This window comes from Rhodobacter capsulatus (assembly GCF_052363175.1).
In the GTDB taxonomy this organism is placed as follows: domain Bacteria; phylum Pseudomonadota; class Alphaproteobacteria; order Rhodobacterales; family Rhodobacteraceae; genus Rhodobacter; species Rhodobacter capsulatus_D.
On record NZ_CP198946.1, the window covers coordinates 1,046,928 to 1,063,324 of the forward strand.

The 16,397-nt window shown below is 68.3% G+C and carries 27 protein-coding genes; 7 read left to right on the forward strand and 20 right to left on the reverse strand.

Features of this window, described 5'->3' with window-relative positions:
* Nucleotides 1–157 precede the first annotated feature (157 nt).
* From ACTTAI_RS05920 to ACTTAI_RS06015, 20 genes are all read right to left on the reverse strand, one after another.
* A complete protein-coding gene (locus tag ACTTAI_RS05920; RefSeq protein ID WP_444454881.1) occupies nt 158–388 on the reverse strand; it encodes a hypothetical protein in 231 nt (76 codons plus the stop codon).
* Nucleotides 389–465: 77 nt separating this feature from the next.
* Complete coding sequence (locus ACTTAI_RS05925) at nt 466–813, reverse strand: hypothetical protein (RefSeq protein ID WP_444455702.1); 348 nt, start codon at nt 811–813, stop codon at nt 466–468.
* A 5-nt stretch (nt 814–818) separates the two neighbouring features.
* Entirely contained in the window at nt 819–1,259 is a 441-nt protein-coding gene (locus ACTTAI_RS05930; protein ID WP_444454882.1) for a hypothetical protein, read from the reverse strand.
* A gap of 10 nt (nt 1,260–1,269) precedes the next feature.
* Nucleotides 1,270–1,638 (reverse strand): DUF3168 domain-containing protein, encoded by a 369-nt coding sequence (locus tag ACTTAI_RS05935; RefSeq protein ID WP_444454883.1) that lies wholly within the window; start codon nt 1,636–1,638, stop codon nt 1,270–1,272.
* Nucleotides 1,638–2,141: an HK97-gp10 family putative phage morphogenesis protein gene (locus ACTTAI_RS05940; RefSeq protein ID WP_444454884.1), complete on the reverse strand. Its 504-nt coding sequence runs from the start codon at nt 2,139–2,141 to the stop codon at nt 1,638–1,640. The genes ACTTAI_RS05935 and ACTTAI_RS05940 overlap by 1 nt, the downstream gene beginning before the upstream one ends.
* On the reverse strand, nt 2,138–2,479 hold the full coding sequence (locus ACTTAI_RS05945; protein WP_444454886.1) for a phage head closure protein: 342 nt from the start codon (nt 2,477–2,479) through the stop codon (nt 2,138–2,140). The genes ACTTAI_RS05940 and ACTTAI_RS05945 overlap by 4 nt, the downstream gene beginning before the upstream one ends.
* Before the next feature lie 2 nt (nt 2,480–2,481).
* A complete protein-coding gene (locus ACTTAI_RS05950; protein ID WP_444454887.1) occupies nt 2,482–3,063 on the reverse strand; it encodes a head-tail connector protein in 582 nt (193 codons plus the stop codon).
* The gene (locus ACTTAI_RS05955) at nt 3,063–3,614 is read right to left on the reverse strand and encodes a hypothetical protein (protein ID WP_444454888.1); all 552 of its coding nucleotides are present in this window, start codon (nt 3,612–3,614) and stop codon (nt 3,063–3,065) included. The genes ACTTAI_RS05950 and ACTTAI_RS05955 overlap by 1 nt, the downstream gene beginning before the upstream one ends.
* 55 nt (nt 3,615–3,669) lie before the next feature.
* A complete protein-coding gene (locus ACTTAI_RS05960; RefSeq protein ID WP_444454889.1) occupies nt 3,670–4,983 on the reverse strand; it encodes a phage major capsid protein in 1,314 nt (437 codons plus the stop codon).
* Nucleotides 4,984–5,083: 100 nt separating this feature from the next.
* Nucleotides 5,084–5,992, reverse strand: a complete 909-nt coding sequence (locus tag ACTTAI_RS05965) for a S49 family peptidase (protein ID WP_444454890.1) — start codon at nt 5,990–5,992, stop codon at nt 5,084–5,086.
* A gap of 3 nt (nt 5,993–5,995) precedes the next feature.
* The gene (locus ACTTAI_RS05970; protein ID WP_444454891.1) at nt 5,996–7,288 is read right to left on the reverse strand and encodes a phage portal protein; all 1,293 of its coding nucleotides are present in this window, start codon (nt 7,286–7,288) and stop codon (nt 5,996–5,998) included.
* A complete protein-coding gene (locus tag ACTTAI_RS05975; protein WP_444454892.1) occupies nt 7,285–8,958 on the reverse strand; it encodes a terminase large subunit in 1,674 nt (557 codons plus the stop codon). The genes ACTTAI_RS05970 and ACTTAI_RS05975 overlap by 4 nt, the downstream gene beginning before the upstream one ends.
* Nucleotides 8,942–9,382 (reverse strand): phage terminase small subunit P27 family, encoded by a 441-nt coding sequence (locus ACTTAI_RS05980; protein ID WP_444454893.1) that lies wholly within the window; start codon nt 9,380–9,382, stop codon nt 8,942–8,944. The genes ACTTAI_RS05975 and ACTTAI_RS05980 overlap by 17 nt, the downstream gene beginning before the upstream one ends.
* A gap of 124 nt (nt 9,383–9,506) precedes the next feature.
* Entirely contained in the window at nt 9,507–9,881 is a 375-nt protein-coding gene (locus ACTTAI_RS05985; protein WP_444454894.1) for an HNH endonuclease, read from the reverse strand.
* A 95-nt stretch (nt 9,882–9,976) separates the two neighbouring features.
* Nucleotides 9,977–10,888, reverse strand: a complete 912-nt coding sequence (locus ACTTAI_RS05990) for a hypothetical protein (RefSeq protein WP_444454895.1) — start codon at nt 10,886–10,888, stop codon at nt 9,977–9,979.
* The gene (locus tag ACTTAI_RS05995; protein WP_444454896.1) at nt 10,885–11,499 is read right to left on the reverse strand and encodes a hypothetical protein; all 615 of its coding nucleotides are present in this window, start codon (nt 11,497–11,499) and stop codon (nt 10,885–10,887) included. Before ACTTAI_RS05995 ends, ACTTAI_RS05990 begins: the two co-directional genes overlap by 4 nt.
* A 172-nt stretch (nt 11,500–11,671) precedes the next feature.
* A complete protein-coding gene (locus ACTTAI_RS06000) occupies nt 11,672–12,337 on the reverse strand; it encodes a hypothetical protein (protein WP_444454897.1) in 666 nt (221 codons plus the stop codon).
* Between the two features lie 109 nt (nt 12,338–12,446).
* Complete coding sequence (locus ACTTAI_RS06005) at nt 12,447–12,767, reverse strand: hypothetical protein (RefSeq protein WP_444454898.1); 321 nt, start codon at nt 12,765–12,767, stop codon at nt 12,447–12,449.
* Nucleotides 12,764–13,210 carry a hypothetical protein gene (locus ACTTAI_RS06010; protein ID WP_444454899.1) on the reverse strand — a complete coding sequence of 149 codons (447 nt, stop codon included), beginning with the start codon at nt 13,208–13,210 and terminating at the stop codon, nt 12,764–12,766. Before ACTTAI_RS06010 ends, ACTTAI_RS06005 begins: the two co-directional genes overlap by 4 nt.
* Complete coding sequence (locus ACTTAI_RS06015) at nt 13,207–13,539, reverse strand: helix-turn-helix transcriptional regulator (RefSeq protein ID WP_444454900.1); 333 nt, start codon at nt 13,537–13,539, stop codon at nt 13,207–13,209. The genes ACTTAI_RS06010 and ACTTAI_RS06015 overlap by 4 nt, the downstream gene beginning before the upstream one ends.
* Before the next feature lie 92 nt (nt 13,540–13,631).
* Here ACTTAI_RS06015 and ACTTAI_RS06020 point away from each other — a divergent pair, with 92 nt between their 5' ends.
* The 7 genes from ACTTAI_RS06020 to ACTTAI_RS06050 all read left to right on the forward strand — a co-directional run bounded on the left by ACTTAI_RS06020 (nt 13,632) and on the right by ACTTAI_RS06050 (nt 16,395).
* Entirely contained in the window at nt 13,632–13,970 is a 339-nt protein-coding gene (locus ACTTAI_RS06020; protein ID WP_023920829.1) for a helix-turn-helix domain-containing protein, read from the forward strand.
* A 426-nt stretch (nt 13,971–14,396) separates the two neighbouring features.
* Nucleotides 14,397–14,621: a hypothetical protein gene (locus tag ACTTAI_RS06025; protein ID WP_444454901.1), complete on the forward strand. Its 225-nt coding sequence runs from the start codon at nt 14,397–14,399 to the stop codon at nt 14,619–14,621.
* A gap of 69 nt (nt 14,622–14,690) precedes the next feature.
* Nucleotides 14,691–14,984: a DUF2312 domain-containing protein gene (locus tag ACTTAI_RS06030; protein WP_444454902.1), complete on the forward strand. Its 294-nt coding sequence runs from the start codon at nt 14,691–14,693 to the stop codon at nt 14,982–14,984.
* Between the two features lie 86 nt (nt 14,985–15,070).
* The gene (locus tag ACTTAI_RS06035; protein WP_023912138.1) at nt 15,071–15,283 is read left to right on the forward strand and encodes a hypothetical protein; all 213 of its coding nucleotides are present in this window, start codon (nt 15,071–15,073) and stop codon (nt 15,281–15,283) included.
* Nucleotides 15,280–15,474 (forward strand): hypothetical protein, encoded by a 195-nt coding sequence (locus ACTTAI_RS06040; protein ID WP_444454903.1) that lies wholly within the window; start codon nt 15,280–15,282, stop codon nt 15,472–15,474. The genes ACTTAI_RS06035 and ACTTAI_RS06040 overlap by 4 nt, the downstream gene beginning before the upstream one ends.
* Nucleotides 15,474–16,193, forward strand: coding sequence for a hypothetical protein (locus ACTTAI_RS06045; RefSeq protein ID WP_444455703.1), 720 nt, complete (start codon nt 15,474–15,476; stop codon nt 16,191–16,193). Before ACTTAI_RS06040 ends, ACTTAI_RS06045 begins: the two co-directional genes overlap by 1 nt.
* Nucleotides 16,186–16,395: a hypothetical protein gene (locus ACTTAI_RS06050; protein ID WP_444454904.1), complete on the forward strand. Its 210-nt coding sequence runs from the start codon at nt 16,186–16,188 to the stop codon at nt 16,393–16,395. The genes ACTTAI_RS06045 and ACTTAI_RS06050 overlap by 8 nt, the downstream gene beginning before the upstream one ends.
* Nucleotides 16,396–16,397 lie beyond the last annotated feature (2 nt).

Genomic DNA, 16,397 nt, shown 5'->3' on the forward strand with positions numbered 1-16,397 from the left:
GAGCGTGCCGAGCGACGCTTTCGAGCTGGCAACGCCCTTTTTGAAAATTGGCGCTGTCGAGACCGAGATTGACGCGCAGCGCGCCGATCACCGCGGATGCAGACATGGGCATTCCCCGATAAAGACAAGGCCGCCCGAAGGCGGCCGGGTTTGAGGATCAGGGCCGGGGGCGCAGCGCCATGGCGATCAGCGCACCCCGGACCCGTTCATGATCCACCTCGCGCGCGCCCTGCGGGGGCGCCGCGGCGGCGGTGTCGTCCGGCCGGAACTCCGGCAGGTGTTGCGGATCGTGGAAGGCAAAGGCCACGAGCCCGGCGAGCTGGTGATTGAGGGCGCGGGCGGCCTCGACTTCGGCGCGTCGTTGCGTGGCGGCGCCGCGCAGGATCATCACCGCCTCGCGCGGGGTCAGATCCCAGAAACCCGGATAATCCTGCCCCGTTTCAAGCCAGGCGCGCAGCAGCGCGCTCAGGGGATCCGTTTCTTCCGGCTCGCCCCGTTTCCCCCGGTCTCCCCGGTCTGGGCGCCCGCCTGCGGAAAGGCGGCGCGGATCGCCTCGCCCAGAAGCCGCGCCGCTTCGGTCTGGCCGATTTCGTCCATCAGATCGCCCGCCGCCTCTTCGGTGAGGCCCTCATGCGAGAGCGCCGCCCAGACCATCCGGCGGATGCGCCGCGTGTCGCCGGGGCTTTGTTCCAGCGCGGCCATGGCGTCAAGCAGGGTCTCGCCCGCGGCGTCCTGATAGCGCACAAGCGCATTGGTGGAGAGCCGGAAATACCGATCCCCGGCGAAAGGCACCGCGCCGCGCAAGCTGTTCATGCTGGTCATGCCTCCGTCCCTTTGGTCCAGATCACGTCGCCGGTGGTGCGGATGCTGATCGTCATGGCGATCAGCCCGGTCACATCGTTGCCCTCTACCTGCGGGGTCGGAAAGCCGCGGAACTGGAAGACATCGCCGGTCGTCTGGCCCGGGGCGGGCTTGAGGGTGGTGCGGTAATAGACCGGCTCGTCGCGGACGGAATCGGCGATCTGCTGTTCGTAGCCCGCGGCGGTGTAGCCGCAGGGCAGCGAGATCTCGCCCGCGTCGCGCATGCCACGGATGTATTCCTTGAAGCCGTTCGGGCTGTCGAGCGAGGTGGCATCGATGTAATCGGTGCTTGGGGTCGGAATGGCGATGCCCTTGCATTCCGGGATCGCCGCCCAGGCGATACCATCGGTCGAGCGCTCGACGGTTGCCCCGTAAGCGATGATTTGCTTGCTGGCCATGCGGCCCTCCTCAGTTTGTGTAAACCGTGATGAAGTCGAGCGAGACCCGGAACGGGGCCTCGCTGTCTTGTGAATCGCGCGTGCCCGCGTGAAAGACGCCTTGAAACCCACCGCCGCTGTAGCCATCGAGGGCGGCGCGCACGGCGCGGGAAAGGTGCTTGGCCGCGCCATAGCTTTCGCCGTAGCAATCGACCTGCACCCGGCCGCGGCAGACGCCATCGGGGCCCGAGAGCAGCAGCCCCCCGGTCTCGCCGATCGTCCAGAGCACGAGGCGCGGGCAGGCCGTGTCCTGCGGGTTTGCGCCAAAGTCGATCCGGTCGCCAGCGAGCGCCGTGACCGCGCCCGAGGCCAGAAGGGCGGCGCGAAAGCTCTCTTCCATCAGCCCTTCTCCTTGGCGGCCGCGCGTCGCGCCGCCTTCTCGATCTCGACCCAGAGTGTCTTGCCCAGCCGATCGAGGGTCGGTCTGCCCTCGGCATCCCAGGCGGGGCGCAGGAAGGGACGCGGCGCGGTGCCGGGGTGCATCGTTCCGGCGAACTGGCCGCGGTTGCGGTGCGGCTTCGTGCCGAATTCCACAAGATGGGCGTGATTGCCCGCCTGTTTGTAATCGGGGCCCAGAAACATCTCGACCGCGGCCTTGCCCTCGGCCAGCAGTTTGCGGTTCGCCCGCTGCTGGCGCTTGCTCAGCTTCGTGCTGATGCTGATCGAGCGCTTCAGATTGCCGGTCGGCCCCTCGGGGGCGAGCGCCGCGGCCAGATCCACCACCGGCCGGGCGGCGGTCTTCAGCGCGCGGCGCATCACCGCTTTCGCCGTGGCGGTCCTTTCGATCTGCGCCAGCGCCTCTTCAAGCGCGCGCAGCCCTTCCAGCTTCACCGTGCCGGTCATCCCGCCGCCTTTCCGATCATGATCGCCGCAAGGGAGAGCTCGATCAGCCCGCGCCCCGCATCCGGGGCGCAAATCCCGCGGATATCCCAAAGCTGGCCGCGCGCTCGCACCCGGTCCGCGGCGGTGATCTGGCGCGCGAGGCGAGAGGCGCGCAGGCGCAACCTTGCACCGCGGCGCGTTTCGATCTGCCCGGCCGCGGCGCTTTCCGCGCCCGGGGTCTCGCCAAAGCTCGCCCAAAGGGTCGCATGTTCTTCCCAGCCGGTGAGGGTTCGGCTCAGACCGTCATCGCCGATCTGCGGGCGCAGGATCGTCACCCTTGTGTCAAGCTGCTCGCCCATTCTCAGCCCCCGGAAAACACGCGCGGGCGCAGATAGCGGGCGTGCCGAAGCATTGCGCGCGCACCAAAGGAGAGCGCGCCGGGGCTTGCCGCCTCGCCTGCGATGGTGATCCCGGCCTCGTGCCATTCCCGCGCGATCAGCACGATCGCCTGCCGAAGCGGCAGGATCGCCGGGCTGTCGGGATCGGCGCCGACCCTGGCGGTGATCGTGACCGGCATGGGGGCGGCCATCGGCGGCAGTGCGCCCGCGGCGAAGTCGATCTGCGGTTCGTCATGGGCCAGACGCAGCCGCCAGCGCGCCGGGTCAAGCGCCAGCGCGCCCGTTTCGGTCTCGACCACCACCCTGGAAACCGCCACCACCGGGGCGCAGGGAAACCACCAGCGCCGCAGGCCGGGAACCGCCTCCAGCGTGATCTCGACCTCGCGCAGCCCAAGCGGACGGTTTGTCGCCTGTTCGACCAGGCTTTGCGCCGCCGCAAGACAGGCCGCGAGGGTCGCGTCGTCTTCTGTCCCCTCGTCCATGTGGGTGGCGCGCTTGAACTCGGCGACGCTGACCACGCCCGGGACCGGTCCCAGAACGCGCATCAGCCCGCGCGCCCCTGCACCGGCGAGGCGCCGTCTTCGCCGTCGTCGTCTTCGCCTGCGCCGTCGTCGTCATGGTCGTTGCCGTCGTCGTCATGATCGACGAGCATGAACTCCGGCTCGGCCGCGTCGTCGTCGATCGCGTCATCCGGGCCTTCCGCACCCGCGCGATCCTCTTCCTTGACGGGATCTTCGGCGGGATCGGCGGCGGGCTCTTCCTCTTCGGCCGGATCTTCCCCGGCGGCGGTCGCGGCGGTCCTTGCGGCGAGCGGCACCGCCTTGCCCCGGGCCACCAGCGCCGCCGCCTCAAGCGCCTCGAAGCCCGCCACATCGCCCGCATGATAGGGCGGCGCCGCGGCGATGAAGGTCAGCACCACGCGCTTGCGGGCTTCCGGCCCGGCCGCCGTGGCGGGCAAGGACGGCGCGGCCTTCACCGCCTCGGCCGCACCGCCTTCGATCAGGGCCCGGGCGACAGAGGCGTCAAACCCGGCAATCTCGCCGGTGTTGTAGGGCGCGGCGCCCCGCAGAAATCTTACCGTGACCAGCCTGGCCATGTTTTGCTCCTTTCCGATCAGATCCGGGCCGCAACCGGGCGCGGCCCGGCCCGGTTCACAGCGCCCAGCCGATGCCCTGCAGCCCGGCGATCGCCACCTCATGTTCGGGGGCAAAGTCATGCTCGGCGATGGCGCGCATCAGCGTCTGGTCATTGGCAAAGGCCGATTGCATCTCGCCATTGGCGTCGAGATAGGCGGCCTCGGTCGATTGCGCGATCCGCAAGAGGCCGCTTTCGCCGATCACCAGATAGGAGAAATCGGCAAACATCACCTCGGTCTCGTTCGCCCCGGCGCCAAGGTTGTTGGGCAGCTGGGTGGTGGTGTGGATCGGAAATCCCATCAGCTCGCCGCGCGCGTCGATCGAGGGATAGAGCGCATTGCCATGCAGGTCCTTCAGCGCGGCCAGGAAGTTCTTCGCCCCCGGCCGCATGATCCAGCCCGGCGTGACCATCAGGATATTGGCATCCTCGACCAGCGAGACGAGCTTGCGCAACGCCTTGTCGATCGCCAGCGCATCGGTGCCCGCCACCGCGCCCAGCCAATGCCCCGCCGGGATCCAGTTGCGCGCGCCCTTGGGCGCCTCGTTCGTGCCGTCGCCGCGCAGGAAGGCCAGATCCTCGCGCGCGCCCATCACCTTGAGCAGATCATCGCGCACCAGCGCGCCCACCTGCAGCGAGGAATAGGAAAGCAGCGAATTCGAGATCGGCACCAGCGCGCGCAGCTTCTTGAAGCTCTGGTCGACGGCATCGAAGCTCGGCGCGCTGGCGCGCGGTGCCACGGTCTCGCCGCCATAGCCCGCGCTTGCGCTGCCCGTCTGACGCGCCTTGCGCAGCTGCCCCGCGGGCATCGGCACCACCCGCGCCCCGGCGCGGCGCATCACCACCCGCGGGCGCAGCATCTCGATCAGATCCGCGGCCAGCGGGCGCGGCACCGTCACGCCGCCCGCGGTCGCATCGGTGGCGTTGAGCGCGGCCGCGACCTGGCCGAAGCCCGCCCGGTCCAGCTGGGCGACGGCGCGGCCCAGATCGCCCTTTTGCGCAGCGAGCGCGCCGACGATCAGCCCGACCTCGATGCCCTTGTGGGCGGGGTCTTTCGGCACCGCTGCCGCGCCCGCCCCAAGGTTCGCGCCCGGATCGGTGTCGCCCGGCCCCGCGGCGGCGGCCTGGGCGGCTTCCACCGCCTCGGCGCGCTTCACCTGCTTGTCGGCGGCCTCGAAGGCGCCCTGCGCCGCCGCAAAGGCGGTTTCCGCCGCGCTGATCGCCGCCGCATCGGGCGTCTCGGCCGCTTCCAGCGCGGCCAGCGCTTCGGCCTTTTCGGACATGCTGTCCGCCGCCGCCTTTCGCGCGCGGCGCAGATCGTCGATCGTCATCGTTCTTCCTTTCCGAGATCCAAGGCCGCAGCGCCGAGCGCGCGGCCACATTCCCCGCCGCCACCGCGCGCGAGGTCACACCGGCCGGGGCCGGGAAGTCTTAGAGACGGGCCTGCGCCCGGGCCGCCGCGGCCAGCGCCCGCGCCCCCCGCGCCATAGCCTTGCGGGGGGCGGGCGCATGGGCGGCCCGCAGCCGGGCATAAAAGGCCGCGCGGGTCTCGATCCGGTCGGCGAGCCCGCGCGCCATCGCCTCGGCGGGCTCAAAAACCGCGCCGCCATCTTCGGGATCGTCGCTCACCGAAAGCCGCGCGGCTAGATCTTCGGGGGCGATGCCGCGCCCTTCCGCCACCGCCGCGTGAAACCGCGCCTCGGTGCAATCAAGGCCGCGCCGGATCTCGGCCTTGCCGTCCTCGGTCGCCGGATCGGGCCATTTTGCCCGCGCATGGCGCGAGGTGAAATCGAAGAGCTGCACCCCCGAGGCGGCCCCCGGCGCGACATTGGCCGCCGCCGTCACCGCCACCCCGATCGAGCCCACCGCAGCGCCGGGCGTCATCACCAGCTCGCGCGCCTGGCTGGCCAGCCAATAGCCCGCCGAAGCGGCGAGCGGCGCGGCCAGCGCATGGACGGGCTTGACCGCCGCCAGATCGCGCAGCGCCGTCACCGCATCCTCGATGCCAAGCGTGTAGCCGCCCGGCGTGTCGAACTCGACCACCACCGCCGACACCGCCGCGTCGGCGGCCAGATCGGCGCAGGCCTCGGTGATGCCGCGATAGGTTGCCCAGCCCAGATAGCGTTCCAGAAGCGCCGAATTCGGCGTCAGCAGGCCGCGCACCGGCATCACCGCCAGGCCGCGCTCGCGCGTGTAGCGCGCCGGATCGCCCGCCGAGGCCTGCGGCCCTGCCGTCGCCGCCTCGGGCCAGGCCGTCGCCAGAAGCTCGGCGGCCCGCGCCGTATCCAGCGCCATCAGCCCGCCGCCCGCGGCCAGCACGTCCCAAACCGTTCTGCCCATCTCTCAGCCTTCCTTCTCTGTCGCTCCGTCGTCCTTGCGCGTCATGTTCGGCGGCGGATAGAGCACGTCGCCGCCCGCGATCGGGTCCTTGCCCTCGATCGCGCGCCCTTCGTTGGGCGTCAGGATCGGCCCGCCCACCGCCTTGGTGATCGCCTCGTAGCGTTCCTTTGTCGTTGCCATCAGCAGCGCGTCATACTGGTGGCGCAGGAACAGCCCGGCGCGGCGCTCGGCCTCGCTGAGCAGCCCCTGGCCCAGACCCGATTCAAGGAACCGGCCCCAATGCGTCAGGCATTCGGCCTTGTAATCCAGCGCCTGCTGCTCGCCGTTCGCCTTCACCCCATATTCGAGCATCTGCAGCTTGGCGGGCGGCACCCGGTAAAGCGCCGCGATCTGTTCGCGGTCGAACTTCTGCGAGGCCAACAGCTCCAGATCCGCCGCCGAAAGGCCAAGCGACTTGATATCGTCGCTCTGCCCGATGATCAGCACGCCCTCGTCGGCATCCTCGGCCATCGCCGCCTTGAGCCGCGCCCGTGCGCGCTGCCAGGTCTCGTCATCGGCCCCGAAATCCTCGAGCTTCGCCACCGCCTTGAAACCCTTGCCGCCCGCAAGCCGCGCCGCCGCCTCCTGACGCGCGAGCGCAATGCCCAGCGTCTCGGCCGCCACCTCGATCGGGCTGCGCCCGGTCCAGCCGTCCTCGGCCATGTAGCGCAGATGCGCCATCACCCGGCCCGAGACACGGCGGTGCACCTGCGCGCCGTCTTCGAACTCGTAATAGCGTTCGCGCCCGCTGCGCAGCACGGTGCAGTGATCGGGCCGGATCGCCTCGATCAGCGTGACCTCGCCCGCGCCGTCGCGCGGCGCAAAGGCAAAGCCGCGGCCGCGCAGGGTGAAGGCATAGCCGATGGCGAAGCGCATCACATGGGCGGGCACGCCGGGCGCGGCCTCGGCATTGAGCAGGTGATCGAGCGGATGGTCGCGCAGCCGGATCTCGCGCCCGCTGCCCGCGCGCTGAAACACGCCGAGCGGCAGCTTTGCCAGATCGCCCGCGATCACCGTGCAGGCGGCCACCACGGTCGCATGCTTTTGCGCCAGATCGGGCGTCACCCGCGGCAGGCTGCGCACCCGGCTTGCGCCCGTGATCCCGAACTCCCGCCAGCCCGCGTCGTGCGAGACGGGCAGGGCGGCCGCGCCCGCCGTCGCCCGTTCCGTCGCCAGTCCGGTCAGCGCCGGTTCGATCCGCGCCGCGGCAAGCCGCGTGGCACGGCCGCCAAAGCCCAGAAGACCGCGCAGGTTCATAATGTCTCCACCCCTCTTGCTTGCTTGCGCCTGCGCTCGCCCGCGGCGGCGCGTCCCACCGCCATGATCATCGCCACCGCGGCATCGATCCGCCCGGTCGAGCGTTTCTTGTTCGGCTTGATGTTCTCGGCCGCGTCCTCGTCGCGGTGCACGTTGCCCACCTGCCAGGCGAGCACCGGATTGCCGCCGTGGCGGATGCGGTTTTGCGCCACCAGCTCCTCGACCCGCTTCATCGGGTTCGACATGCTGGCAAAGCCCTGCCGGTGCTCGACCATCGGCAGGCGCCGCTTCGCCAGCCGGTCGGCCATGTACTTCATCCCCCAGGGATCATAGGCGATCTCCTGCACCGCGAAGGTCTTTGCGATCCAGCCGATCCGCGCCTCGATCTGCGCCTCGTCGATCGAGCCGCCGGTATGCACCTCCAGCCAGCCCTGGTCGCGCCAGGCGACATATTCCCGTTTCTCCTTTTGTGCCCGCACGATGAACCCCTTCGGCCCGGCGGGCAGGAAGGTGTAGGCGATCAGGTAGATCAGCCCGTCGAGCGGCACGGCGACGACAATCGCCGTGGTGTCGATCTTGTTCGACAGGTCCACCCCCACCCAGGCATCGCGGCCGTAAAGCATGCGGGGATCGAAGGGCGCATCGGCCGCGCCCTGATCCCAGCTCTCGCGCGCGATCCACATCTGTTCGCCCTCGGTCCAGAGGTTGCAGTGGAAGCGCTTGAAGTTCGGCATCGAGGCGGCGATCGCCGCCGCTTTCGAGGCCGCCTCGTGCATCTTCCCGATCGGCTTCGACACGCCGAGGTTCGGATTGCCCATCGGCCAGAAGGCCGGATCGAGCGGGTCGCAATCGGCGGGCGGCTCGGCGACGAAGCCGAAAAAGGCGTCATCGGTGATCGCGCCGCGCAGCACGCCCTCGGCATAGCCGCGCAGCTCGCCGCAAAGCGAGTGGCGGTCATGGCCCGCGGTGGTGATCACCCAGTCGATCGGTTGCGCCCGCGCGATCATCGACTCGACGATCGTTTCGGCCAGTTCGCGGTCGGTCCAGCGGTGCATCTCGTCGCGCGCCAGAAAGCTCGGGTTGATCCCGTCGCTGGAATCGCCGTCGCGCGAGAGGCACTTGATCACCCCGTCCACCCGCGGCGTGACGATCTCGTGGCGCATCGTCTGCATCATCTTGCCCAGGACCGGCGAGCGCTTGACGATCCGCCCCACCTCCTTGAACAGAAGCCCCGCCTGATCGCGCGTCGTTGCCGCGCAAAAGCCCTGCGGCGCCGCCTCGCCGTCCAGAAGCTGGGTGAACAGCATCGGCACCGCGGTATCGGTGGTCTTGCCGTTCTTCTTGCCGACCTGGTGATAGGTCGAGCGGAACCGGCGCAGCCCCGAGCCTTCGCGCTTCCAGCCAAAGACCGAGCCGTGCCGGAACACCTGCCAGGGCTGCAGCTCCAGCGGCTTGCCCGCCATCGGGCCGACCGTGTGTTGCAGCATCCGCGCGAAATTGACGATCCGGTCGGCGGCGGCGCAGTCGAAGTAAAGCCCGCGTTCGGCGCCGGTGTCGAGATCGCGCAGATGGCGCGCGCAGGCCAGCCGCACCAGCTCGCCCGCCACGATCCGCCCCTCCATCACATCGGTCGCATAGCGCGAGACCGGGTGATCAAGCGGAGGGCGCATTCACCGCCCGCATCAGATCCTCGAAGAGATCGCCCTGGCTCGCCGCGCCGAGCCGCTTCTCGTCGATCGGCGAGAGCCCGAAGAGCGCGCCGAGCCGGATCATTCCCTCCAGCGCGGATTTACGCAGATGCACCTCGGGGCGGGTGCGCTTTTGGTTGCCGTTGCGCCCCGCGCCGGTCTCATAGGTCACGCCATGCGCGCCGATATCGCGCGTCATCGCGATATAGACCGCGACTTCCTCGCAATAGCCCGCGAAGAGCTCGTGATAATGCGGCTCCAGCCGCTTGAGCCGGACCAGCTGCGGGGCGAGCCGCAGCCAGACTTCGCGCGCATCCGCGCTCATGAACTCGGGCGGCGCCGGGATGGCCTCGTCTTCGCCCTTCATCGGGGTGACGATCCTCAGATTGCCTTTCGCGCCGCGCATGCCGCCCTCGTGTTCCTTCCTTCCAAGTGGGTTTTTGATCCCAATTTCCCGGCCGCGAAAACAGATCTCCTCCCGCCGGTGCGGGGGGGAGGAGGCCAGTTTCCGGATACCCCCCGGGGGGGGCTCAGTCTGCGCCGTGCCAGATCTCGCGCGCGGTCTTGCGCGAATGGCAGCGCTTGCACAGCGGCTGCCAGTTCGTCCGGTCCCAGAACGCCCGCGCATCGCCCCTGTGGCGGGTGATGTGATCGACCTCGCGCGCGGCTTCGATCACGCCCAGTTCGGCGCAATCGGCACAAAGCGGATGCGCCGCCAGAAAGGCCGCCGCCGCCCGCCGCCAGCGCGGATCCTGATAAAGCGCGTGCCAGCGCCTGGCCTCGGCCGAGCGCGCGGCCTTGGCCTTGCGCTCTCTGTCACGGGCCAGATGTTCGGGGCAACGCGAGCCGCCGGGCAGGGCCAGCGCCTCGCAGACCGGCGCCGAACACAGCTTCCTGATGGCCATGTCGTCCCCGGAAAATGAAAACGCCCGCAAGGCCGGTCAGCCTTCGGGCGCAATTCGTGATCATGCAAAATCCATACGCAGTCGCGATTTAACGGTCAAGCGCAAAGTCGCATCCTTTCCAGCGCCGCCGCCAGCGCCTTGCGCAGGGCCTCGATGTTCTGCCCGCTCTTCGCCCAGCCATGCGCCAGCAGCACATCGCCAAGGCTCTGGCCCTGCAGGCAGACACCATCGACCAGCGCCCGATCCGCGATCAGGCGCGCGCCGCCCTCTTCGGCGCGTTTCGAGGGCCGCACCCGGCGCACCGAAAGCGCCGCGCCCGAGCCGATCAGCGCCCGCATCCGCGCCACCCGCGCCGCCGCCTGGGCGTGCCGTTCGATCCAGTCAAGCCCGCCCGCGCCGCCGCCGCCGATCCGCCCTTCGAGGCTGGAGCATTTGACCCCGCCCGCCGAGACGAATTCGACCAGCGCCGCATAGCTGCGCCCCGCCAGAACCTGCCCGGGCGAGAACGGCGCCGCCTGACCGCGCCGCTGCGCCGCCCGTTCCATCTTGTCGAAGAGATCGGCCCGCCGCACCGCATCGCGGCCACGATAGCCCACCGGTTCCGCGGCAAAGCCCTCGGCGCCCTTCGGCACCATTGCGACCGGCTGAAACCGCAGCGCGGCGCCCCGCGCGGGCGCGGCCGCGATCTCCGGCCCGCAGCTTTGCGGCACCGCCGCCCGCGCCATCACGCAGGCCTGCGCCAGCGCCTGCATCCGCGTGACGGAGAGCACCACGTCAAGCGGGCCGCCCGCGCCGCCCCGCCGCGCCCAAAGCTCGCTGCGCGCCACCGCCTTCGTCGTCAGCGCCCAGTCAAGCACCTCGACCCAGAAACGGAACTGCGCCCGATCGCGCTCGGCGAGCGCCCGGATCGCCGCGGGATCGGCCGTGCCCGTCAGCTGGCGCACCGCCAGATCGGCCAGAACTGTCGCGGGAACGACCCGCCCCCCGGGAAATGTCATCAGGCTCATGCCGCGCGATCCTCTGCATCCGAAGTCTTCATCATCGATTCCGCCAGCGCCAGATCGGCGTGATAGGCCTCCAGCCAGGCGTGATCCTCGCGGCGCAGGCTGCTACCGCGCTCCAGCATCTGGCGAAGCCCGGCGCGGCGGCGGGCATTGTCGGCGGCCTCTTCGCGCAGCTTCGAAATCATGTAGCGCCCGGGCGGCGGGCCCAGCCGCCGGGCCATGCGCATCAGCTCGACCAGATAGCCGCCGTCGCCCGCCTCGCGCCCCGCCGCCGAACGTAGCAATGAGGCGACGTAATCGCTCTTTTGCGGCGGCGGTTGCTCCAGCCCATAGCCCCAGCTCAGCAAGAGCGCCGGTTCCGGCCAGACCCCGCGCGCCTGTTTGAGCGCCATCTCGCACAGGCCCCGCAGGTTCTGTCGGCTCATGTAAGACAGCCTGCGCGCGATCATCGCCTGATCGCGGGCATGGTCCCCGGCCGTCACCTTGCGGCTGCGCCGCAGCCCGGCCATCGGCCCAAGCAACTCGGCGCGCACCCGCGCCTCGCTCCGGCCCCCGTCCGGACGTTCACCGTCCTGTTCCTGTTCCTGATCCTGGTCCTGGTCCTGCCCTGTCATCTTCCCTGCTCCTTTCTCGGCACTTATCCACATATCCACAGGCTCGCCGCTCGGGTCCGTCTGCGGATCGGCCTCTATCCCTTTCAATGTCTTGTCCTTTTCCCTGTCGTGCAGGACAGTCCGAGAGTGTCCGAGACTGTCTTGACACTGTCTTTCGGACACTTCGGGACAGTTATGGCCGGTCCGATCTGGCCCGCATGGTCAGGGCCAGCATGTGATCCGACCAGGCCGCCAGCGCCCGCTCGATCCATGCCGAGGACCGGTACTCGCAACCCTGGCTCACCAGCCATTCATCCATGAACAGCAGCGCCGCATCATTTTTGGCCAGATCCGCCGCATAGCCGGAGATCGTGATCCGCAGCCGCTGGCGGCGCTTGGCGGCATTGGCCGCCTCGTTCTTCGCGCGGTTGTCTTCCTTGCGCGCGATCGCTTCGGTCAGGGTGCGCAGCACCATCGGATGCATCAACCGGATCTCGCCGCCATCGCACCGGCAGCGCTCCCAGCGGTGCAGGGGCCCGTAGGGCAGGCTGCACAGCGCCCGCATATGCACCGGATCGACCATCACCAGCCGCGCCAGAATATCGGTGTCGATCGGCAGCGTGCCGACCGGCGACTGGTCATAGGAGATGAAGATCAGATCCAGATAGATCGCCCGGCATTCGGCCGTACCGCGCAAGCGCATGTCGGAGTTCAGCCAGCGCCGCCGCTCCCAGGGAACGAAGTAATGGCTGTCGAGCCGGTCTTCGTTCGACAGCGGATAGTCGCGGATCTCCTCGGCGCCCACCGGCTTGAAGATCGCGGCGCGCTGTATCCCGGCCCCATTGAATGCCTCAACCACCCCAGATCCTCCCCGCGTTGAGAACTGCCCCGCCGACAGGCGACAGCATCACCTTGCCCTGTGCCCGCGGCCCGCTGATCAGCTTCATGCCCATCGTGCCGCCCCGTCCTCAGAACGCCCGCGCGAGCAGGTCATCAACCTCGCCCGCCTCGGGCGGCACATGGACCCCGGCAAAGGCCACCGCCATCGCCGCCCAGGGCGCGCAGCCGATCCGGTCCAGAAAATGCAGCATGCGCAGGCTCGGCACCGCCAGCAGCACCAGCGCGCCGCCCTCGGGCGGTCCCTGCACCAGCCGCACCAGCCCCGCGGCGTCGCAAAACCGCTCGACCGCGTCGATCTCGCCATCGCCCAAAAGCACCAGCCGGTCACGCATCAGCCCCAGAAACCGCGCCATCCGCCCGGTCTCGATCCGCAGCGCCGCGCCGCTCATGGCCGCCCCCGCGCCGCCGGGTCATAGGCCAGCGGCTCCAAGAGCTCGATCAGCCGCGCCGCCAGCGGACGCATCTGCGCCGCCTCGCGGTGATCGACGTAACCATCTGCCACCGCTTCGGAAATCTGCATCACCAGCTCGCCCAGCGAGGCCGCCACCCGCAGATGCTCGGGCTCGCCCGGGCTCGCCTCATGCGCCATCTGCCCGCAGGCCGCCAGAATGTCGCTGGTGAAGGACGGCCCCAGCACCGAGCAGATCGACAAAAGCGCGCTCAGCTGCGGCGTCGTCCCCTGCACATAGCTCTCCAGCGTCCGCGTCGGGATGCCCGTCGCATCCGACAGCGCCGGAAACGAAAACCGACGCCCCCGCCCGACCCGAAGCCGCAGCGCATCCTCGATCCGCCGCGCCGCATCTTCTTGCGAGATCAAAGTGCCGTTTCTCATGGGAGACGTCCTTCCGCACCGTCAGGATGACGCGTATCGGTCAAGGAATTTTGCGAAAGGGCAGGTGCCATTTGAACGGCAGGCAAGGTGCGAAGACCCGGCGCAAGGCTCGCGCCCTCGGCATCCGAGGGGGCATCGGGCTCCGGCACCCAAGAGGCTGCGGGCACGGCGCCAGCGGTTTCACGTTCGATCCGCACCGCGAGATCAAGCGAGGGAAGCCTTGCCCCGCTGATCAATGCGCTGAGGTGACCGCGCGATACGCCAAGAACTTCCGCGAATGCGGATTGCAGCACACCGGCCTGCCGAAGATGTTCCGAGAGTTTGCTCATGCCAAATGTTTGCATGAAGCAAACATAAATTCAAGCGGATTGTTGGCCCTCAGCAATTAGCCAAAAGGCGGGCCAAATGGCATCATGCAAACATGATCAGTGCGATGAAGAAGCTTAGAAACGACCGCGCGTTGACGCTTGAACAGCTCGCCGACATCACGGGGCTGTCCAAAGGCTTTTTGTCACAGATTGAAACGGGAAAGCGTCAGGCCAGCCAGGCGACGCTGCAGCTTATCGCTGACGCGTTGGGCTGTTCCATGTCAGCCCTGATTGCCGAAGAGCTTTCCGCCCAGGCGCTTCGGGTGTTCGAGGCGCTATCGCAGGACGGTCGGCGCGACGCCCTGCGGTACCTTCATTTTCTAGCAGCGCAAGAAGCTTCAGAAGCATCCGAGCCTTGCTCGCCACATCAAGACTCTCGAACCCGTTCTTGAATTCCTCTTTCACTTTATAGACCCCCAGTCGGACGGCGCGAACATTGCGTGAACGAGGGGGCGGCGCAACCCGCAAGATTTTGCGGTCGAATGCACAGCTGAACCCCACTATTTGACGATCCATCCTGGATCAAGCCATCAGGGCAGGGCGATCCCTGCGGGAGGCTCATCGTCTGCGTCGCAGCTTTGCTCGGCATGCGACTCGATTTGCGCTGCCACAAGCCAAGCCTCGCGCAAAGCCTGCTTGCACGGCTGACTTCGCGCCCCGCCCTCCCCTGATTGCATGTCGACAGCATTGCAGAGAGCGAATCGCCCTCAAATCAAATGTTGCTATTAGCAAACTTTTTTCTTGCGTGGAAGTTTGCGGTATGCAAATCTTTGGCGGCGCAATCCAGCGCACCAAAGACCACCACACAGGAGGCAGTGATGCGGCGCGACGAACCCAGATTTTTGCGACTGCGCGACGGGCTTGCCGTGTCGCATCACCCCTCGCTTTCGCTTTCGCTTTCCGCCTATGCGGCGATCCTCGCGGCCACGCTGCTCTTCGGCCATCTTGGCCTGCGCACCGCTTTGAACCTCACCCTCGCGCTCGAACCGCACATCTGCCACCCGGCCTTTGCGACGGCGCCTCTCTATCCCGAGTGCCGTTGACTCCCGGCCGGGCACCTGGCCCGGGCGCTCAAGCGACACCGCGCCCGGGCCCTTTTTCCAGGACACAGGATGCTGGACCAGACCCCGATGAAAGAGACCGCCGCCGATTGCGCGGTGCGCGATCGCGCCTATGCCGTCGCCGCCGACGAGCTGCGCCAGTTTATCGAGCAATACGAGCAGCTTGATGCCGAAAAGAAAGACATCGCCGAACAGCAAAAGGACATCATGGCCGAGGCCAGGGGGCGCGGCTATGACACCAAGGTGATCCGGAAGATCATCGCCCTGCGCAAGCGCGACAAGAATGATGTCGCCGAGGAAGAGGCGATCCTCGATCTCTACAAAACCGCCCTCGGCATGATCTGAGATCCCGTGCGCCCACCCGCACGGGCAAGGCTGCGGCGCGTCATCCCCCTCCACGCGCCGCAGCCCCCCAACACGCGAGCCCCCCCATGACCTTTCCTGTCCGCGTCGAAGTCATCGACCCAGAGCTTGACGAAGTGATCCGCGACACCGGTCGGTGCGAGATCGACTATCACACCCCCGCCGGTCGCGGCTGGCTGCAAGGGCAGATCATGTCCCGCCTGCTGAGCGGCCTTGCGCTGAAAATCACCCCGCTGGCCCGCCCGCGGCCCGGCATCCCGAGAGACAGGAGCGAAACATGACCATCATCGGCGCTATTCTTGTTTTTGTGTCCGTCTTTGGCATCCTTGCCATCAGGCGGGTGATCGTCGCCGATCCGGAAAGCGGCGGACCCGATCGGGTGGCGGACGGGCTCAGCGTCTTGTTGCCAGCCTATGCCTGCTGTGCGCTTGGCTCTTTGGGTGCGTGGCTCATTTTCGCGGCATGGCAATGATGCGCGTTCTGATCGGCTGCGAAACCTCAGGCGTGATGCGCCGCGCATTCTCGGCCCGAGGGCATGATGCCTGGAGCGTCGATCTGCTCCCCAGCGAGGACGGCAGCAACCGGCACATTGTCGGCGACCTGCGCGACTATCTGGCGGACGGCTGGGATCTGCTCGCCGTGATGCACCCGCCCTGCACGCGGCTGTGCAACAGCGGTGTCAGGTGGCTGCACGAGCCCTCGAAGCGCCTGCCGGAGACCTATGCCGCGGCGGAGCGGGAGGCCTACCTGCGCATGAGTCGTGAGGAGCGGCTCGCCTTCCTGTGGGCCGACCTCGACCGCGGGGCTGCACTGTTTGCGGCCTGCTGGCAGGCGCCGGTGCCGCGCGTGGCTGTCGAGAACCCGGTGATGAACCCGCACGCGCGCGAACGCCTGCCCGCGGATCTGCCGCGCCCGCAGATCGTCCAGCCGTGGTGGTTCGGTGATCCGTTCTTCAAGGCCACCGGCTTTTATCTGCGCGGCCTGCCGCCCCTCGTCCCGACGAACAAGCTGGTGCCGCCGCGCAAAGCCGAAGAGCCGGAGCGGCACGCGAAATGGTCCGCGATCCACCGCGCCAGCCCCGGGCCGGATCGGTGGAAGATCCGCAGCCGCACCTTCCAGGGCCTCGCCGAGGCCTGTGCTGATCAATGGGGCGGCTTCGTCGAGCGGCAGCAGGAGGTCCGCAATGGCTGATCAACTGACCAAGGAGCAATTCGTCGAACGGTTCGTTGCGCATTGCCTGACGAAATGCGGGTTTACCCATTTCGACGACGGCACGCCGGTCGCGGCCTATGCCAGCGAGGTCGCGGAATCGTACTTCGCAGATCCTGAATTCGGCAGTGAAGGCCCGGAGGTCTGCGCCGAGAGCGATATGGATTATTGGGGAGAGAGCTGATC

Coding starts and splice junctions, on each gene's coding strand:
- ACTTAI_RS05920 (WP_444454881.1), bottom strand. CDS start 388: ATGATCCTGCGCGGCGCCGCCACGCAACGACGCGCCGAAGTCGAGGCC.
- ACTTAI_RS05925 (WP_444455702.1), bottom strand. CDS start 813: ATGAACAGCTTGCGCGGCGCGGTGCCTTTCGCCGGGGATCGGTATTTC.
- ACTTAI_RS05930 (WP_444454882.1), bottom strand. CDS start 1,259: ATGGCCAGCAAGCAAATCATCGCTTACGGGGCAACCGTCGAGCGCTCG.
- ACTTAI_RS05935 (WP_444454883.1), bottom strand. CDS start 1,638: ATGGAAGAGAGCTTTCGCGCCGCCCTTCTGGCCTCGGGCGCGGTCACG.
- ACTTAI_RS05940 (WP_444454884.1), bottom strand. CDS start 2,141: ATGACCGGCACGGTGAAGCTGGAAGGGCTGCGCGCGCTTGAAGAGGCG.
- ACTTAI_RS05945 (WP_444454886.1), bottom strand. CDS start 2,479: ATGGGCGAGCAGCTTGACACAAGGGTGACGATCCTGCGCCCGCAGATC.
- ACTTAI_RS05950 (WP_444454887.1), bottom strand. CDS start 3,063: ATGCGCGTTCTGGGACCGGTCCCGGGCGTGGTCAGCGTCGCCGAGTTC.
- ACTTAI_RS05955 (WP_444454888.1), bottom strand. CDS start 3,614: ATGGCCAGGCTGGTCACGGTAAGATTTCTGCGGGGCGCCGCGCCCTAC.
- ACTTAI_RS05960 (WP_444454889.1), bottom strand. CDS start 4,983: ATGACGATCGACGATCTGCGCCGCGCGCGAAAGGCGGCGGCGGACAGC.
- ACTTAI_RS05965 (WP_444454890.1), bottom strand. CDS start 5,992: ATGGGCAGAACGGTTTGGGACGTGCTGGCCGCGGGCGGCGGGCTGATG.
- ACTTAI_RS05970 (WP_444454891.1), bottom strand. CDS start 7,288: ATGAACCTGCGCGGTCTTCTGGGCTTTGGCGGCCGTGCCACGCGGCTT.
- ACTTAI_RS05975 (WP_444454892.1), bottom strand. CDS start 8,958: ATGCGCCCTCCGCTTGATCACCCGGTCTCGCGCTATGCGACCGATGTG.
- ACTTAI_RS05980 (WP_444454893.1), bottom strand. CDS start 9,382: ATGCGCGGCGCGAAAGGCAATCTGAGGATCGTCACCCCGATGAAGGGC.
- ACTTAI_RS05985 (WP_444454894.1), bottom strand. CDS start 9,881: ATGGCCATCAGGAAGCTGTGTTCGGCGCCGGTCTGCGAGGCGCTGGCC.
- ACTTAI_RS05990 (WP_444454895.1), bottom strand. CDS start 10,888: ATGAGCCTGATGACATTTCCCGGGGGGCGGGTCGTTCCCGCGACAGTT.
- ACTTAI_RS05995 (WP_444454896.1), bottom strand. CDS start 11,499: ATGACAGGGCAGGACCAGGACCAGGATCAGGAACAGGAACAGGACGGT.
- ACTTAI_RS06005 (WP_444454898.1), bottom strand. CDS start 12,767: ATGAGCGGCGCGGCGCTGCGGATCGAGACCGGGCGGATGGCGCGGTTT.
- ACTTAI_RS06010 (WP_444454899.1), bottom strand. CDS start 13,210: ATGAGAAACGGCACTTTGATCTCGCAAGAAGATGCGGCGCGGCGGATC.
- ACTTAI_RS06015 (WP_444454900.1), bottom strand. CDS start 13,539: ATGAGCAAACTCTCGGAACATCTTCGGCAGGCCGGTGTGCTGCAATCC.
- ACTTAI_RS06020 (WP_023920829.1), top strand. CDS start 13,632: ATGATCAGTGCGATGAAGAAGCTTAGAAACGACCGCGCGTTGACGCTT.
- ACTTAI_RS06025 (WP_444454901.1), top strand. CDS start 14,397: ATGCGGCGCGACGAACCCAGATTTTTGCGACTGCGCGACGGGCTTGCC.
- ACTTAI_RS06030 (WP_444454902.1), top strand. CDS start 14,691: ATGCTGGACCAGACCCCGATGAAAGAGACCGCCGCCGATTGCGCGGTG.
- ACTTAI_RS06035 (WP_023912138.1), top strand. CDS start 15,071: ATGACCTTTCCTGTCCGCGTCGAAGTCATCGACCCAGAGCTTGACGAA.
- ACTTAI_RS06040 (WP_444454903.1), top strand. CDS start 15,280: ATGACCATCATCGGCGCTATTCTTGTTTTTGTGTCCGTCTTTGGCATC.
- ACTTAI_RS06045 (WP_444455703.1), top strand. CDS start 15,474: ATGCGCGTTCTGATCGGCTGCGAAACCTCAGGCGTGATGCGCCGCGCA.
- ACTTAI_RS06050 (WP_444454904.1), top strand. CDS start 16,186: ATGGCTGATCAACTGACCAAGGAGCAATTCGTCGAACGGTTCGTTGCG.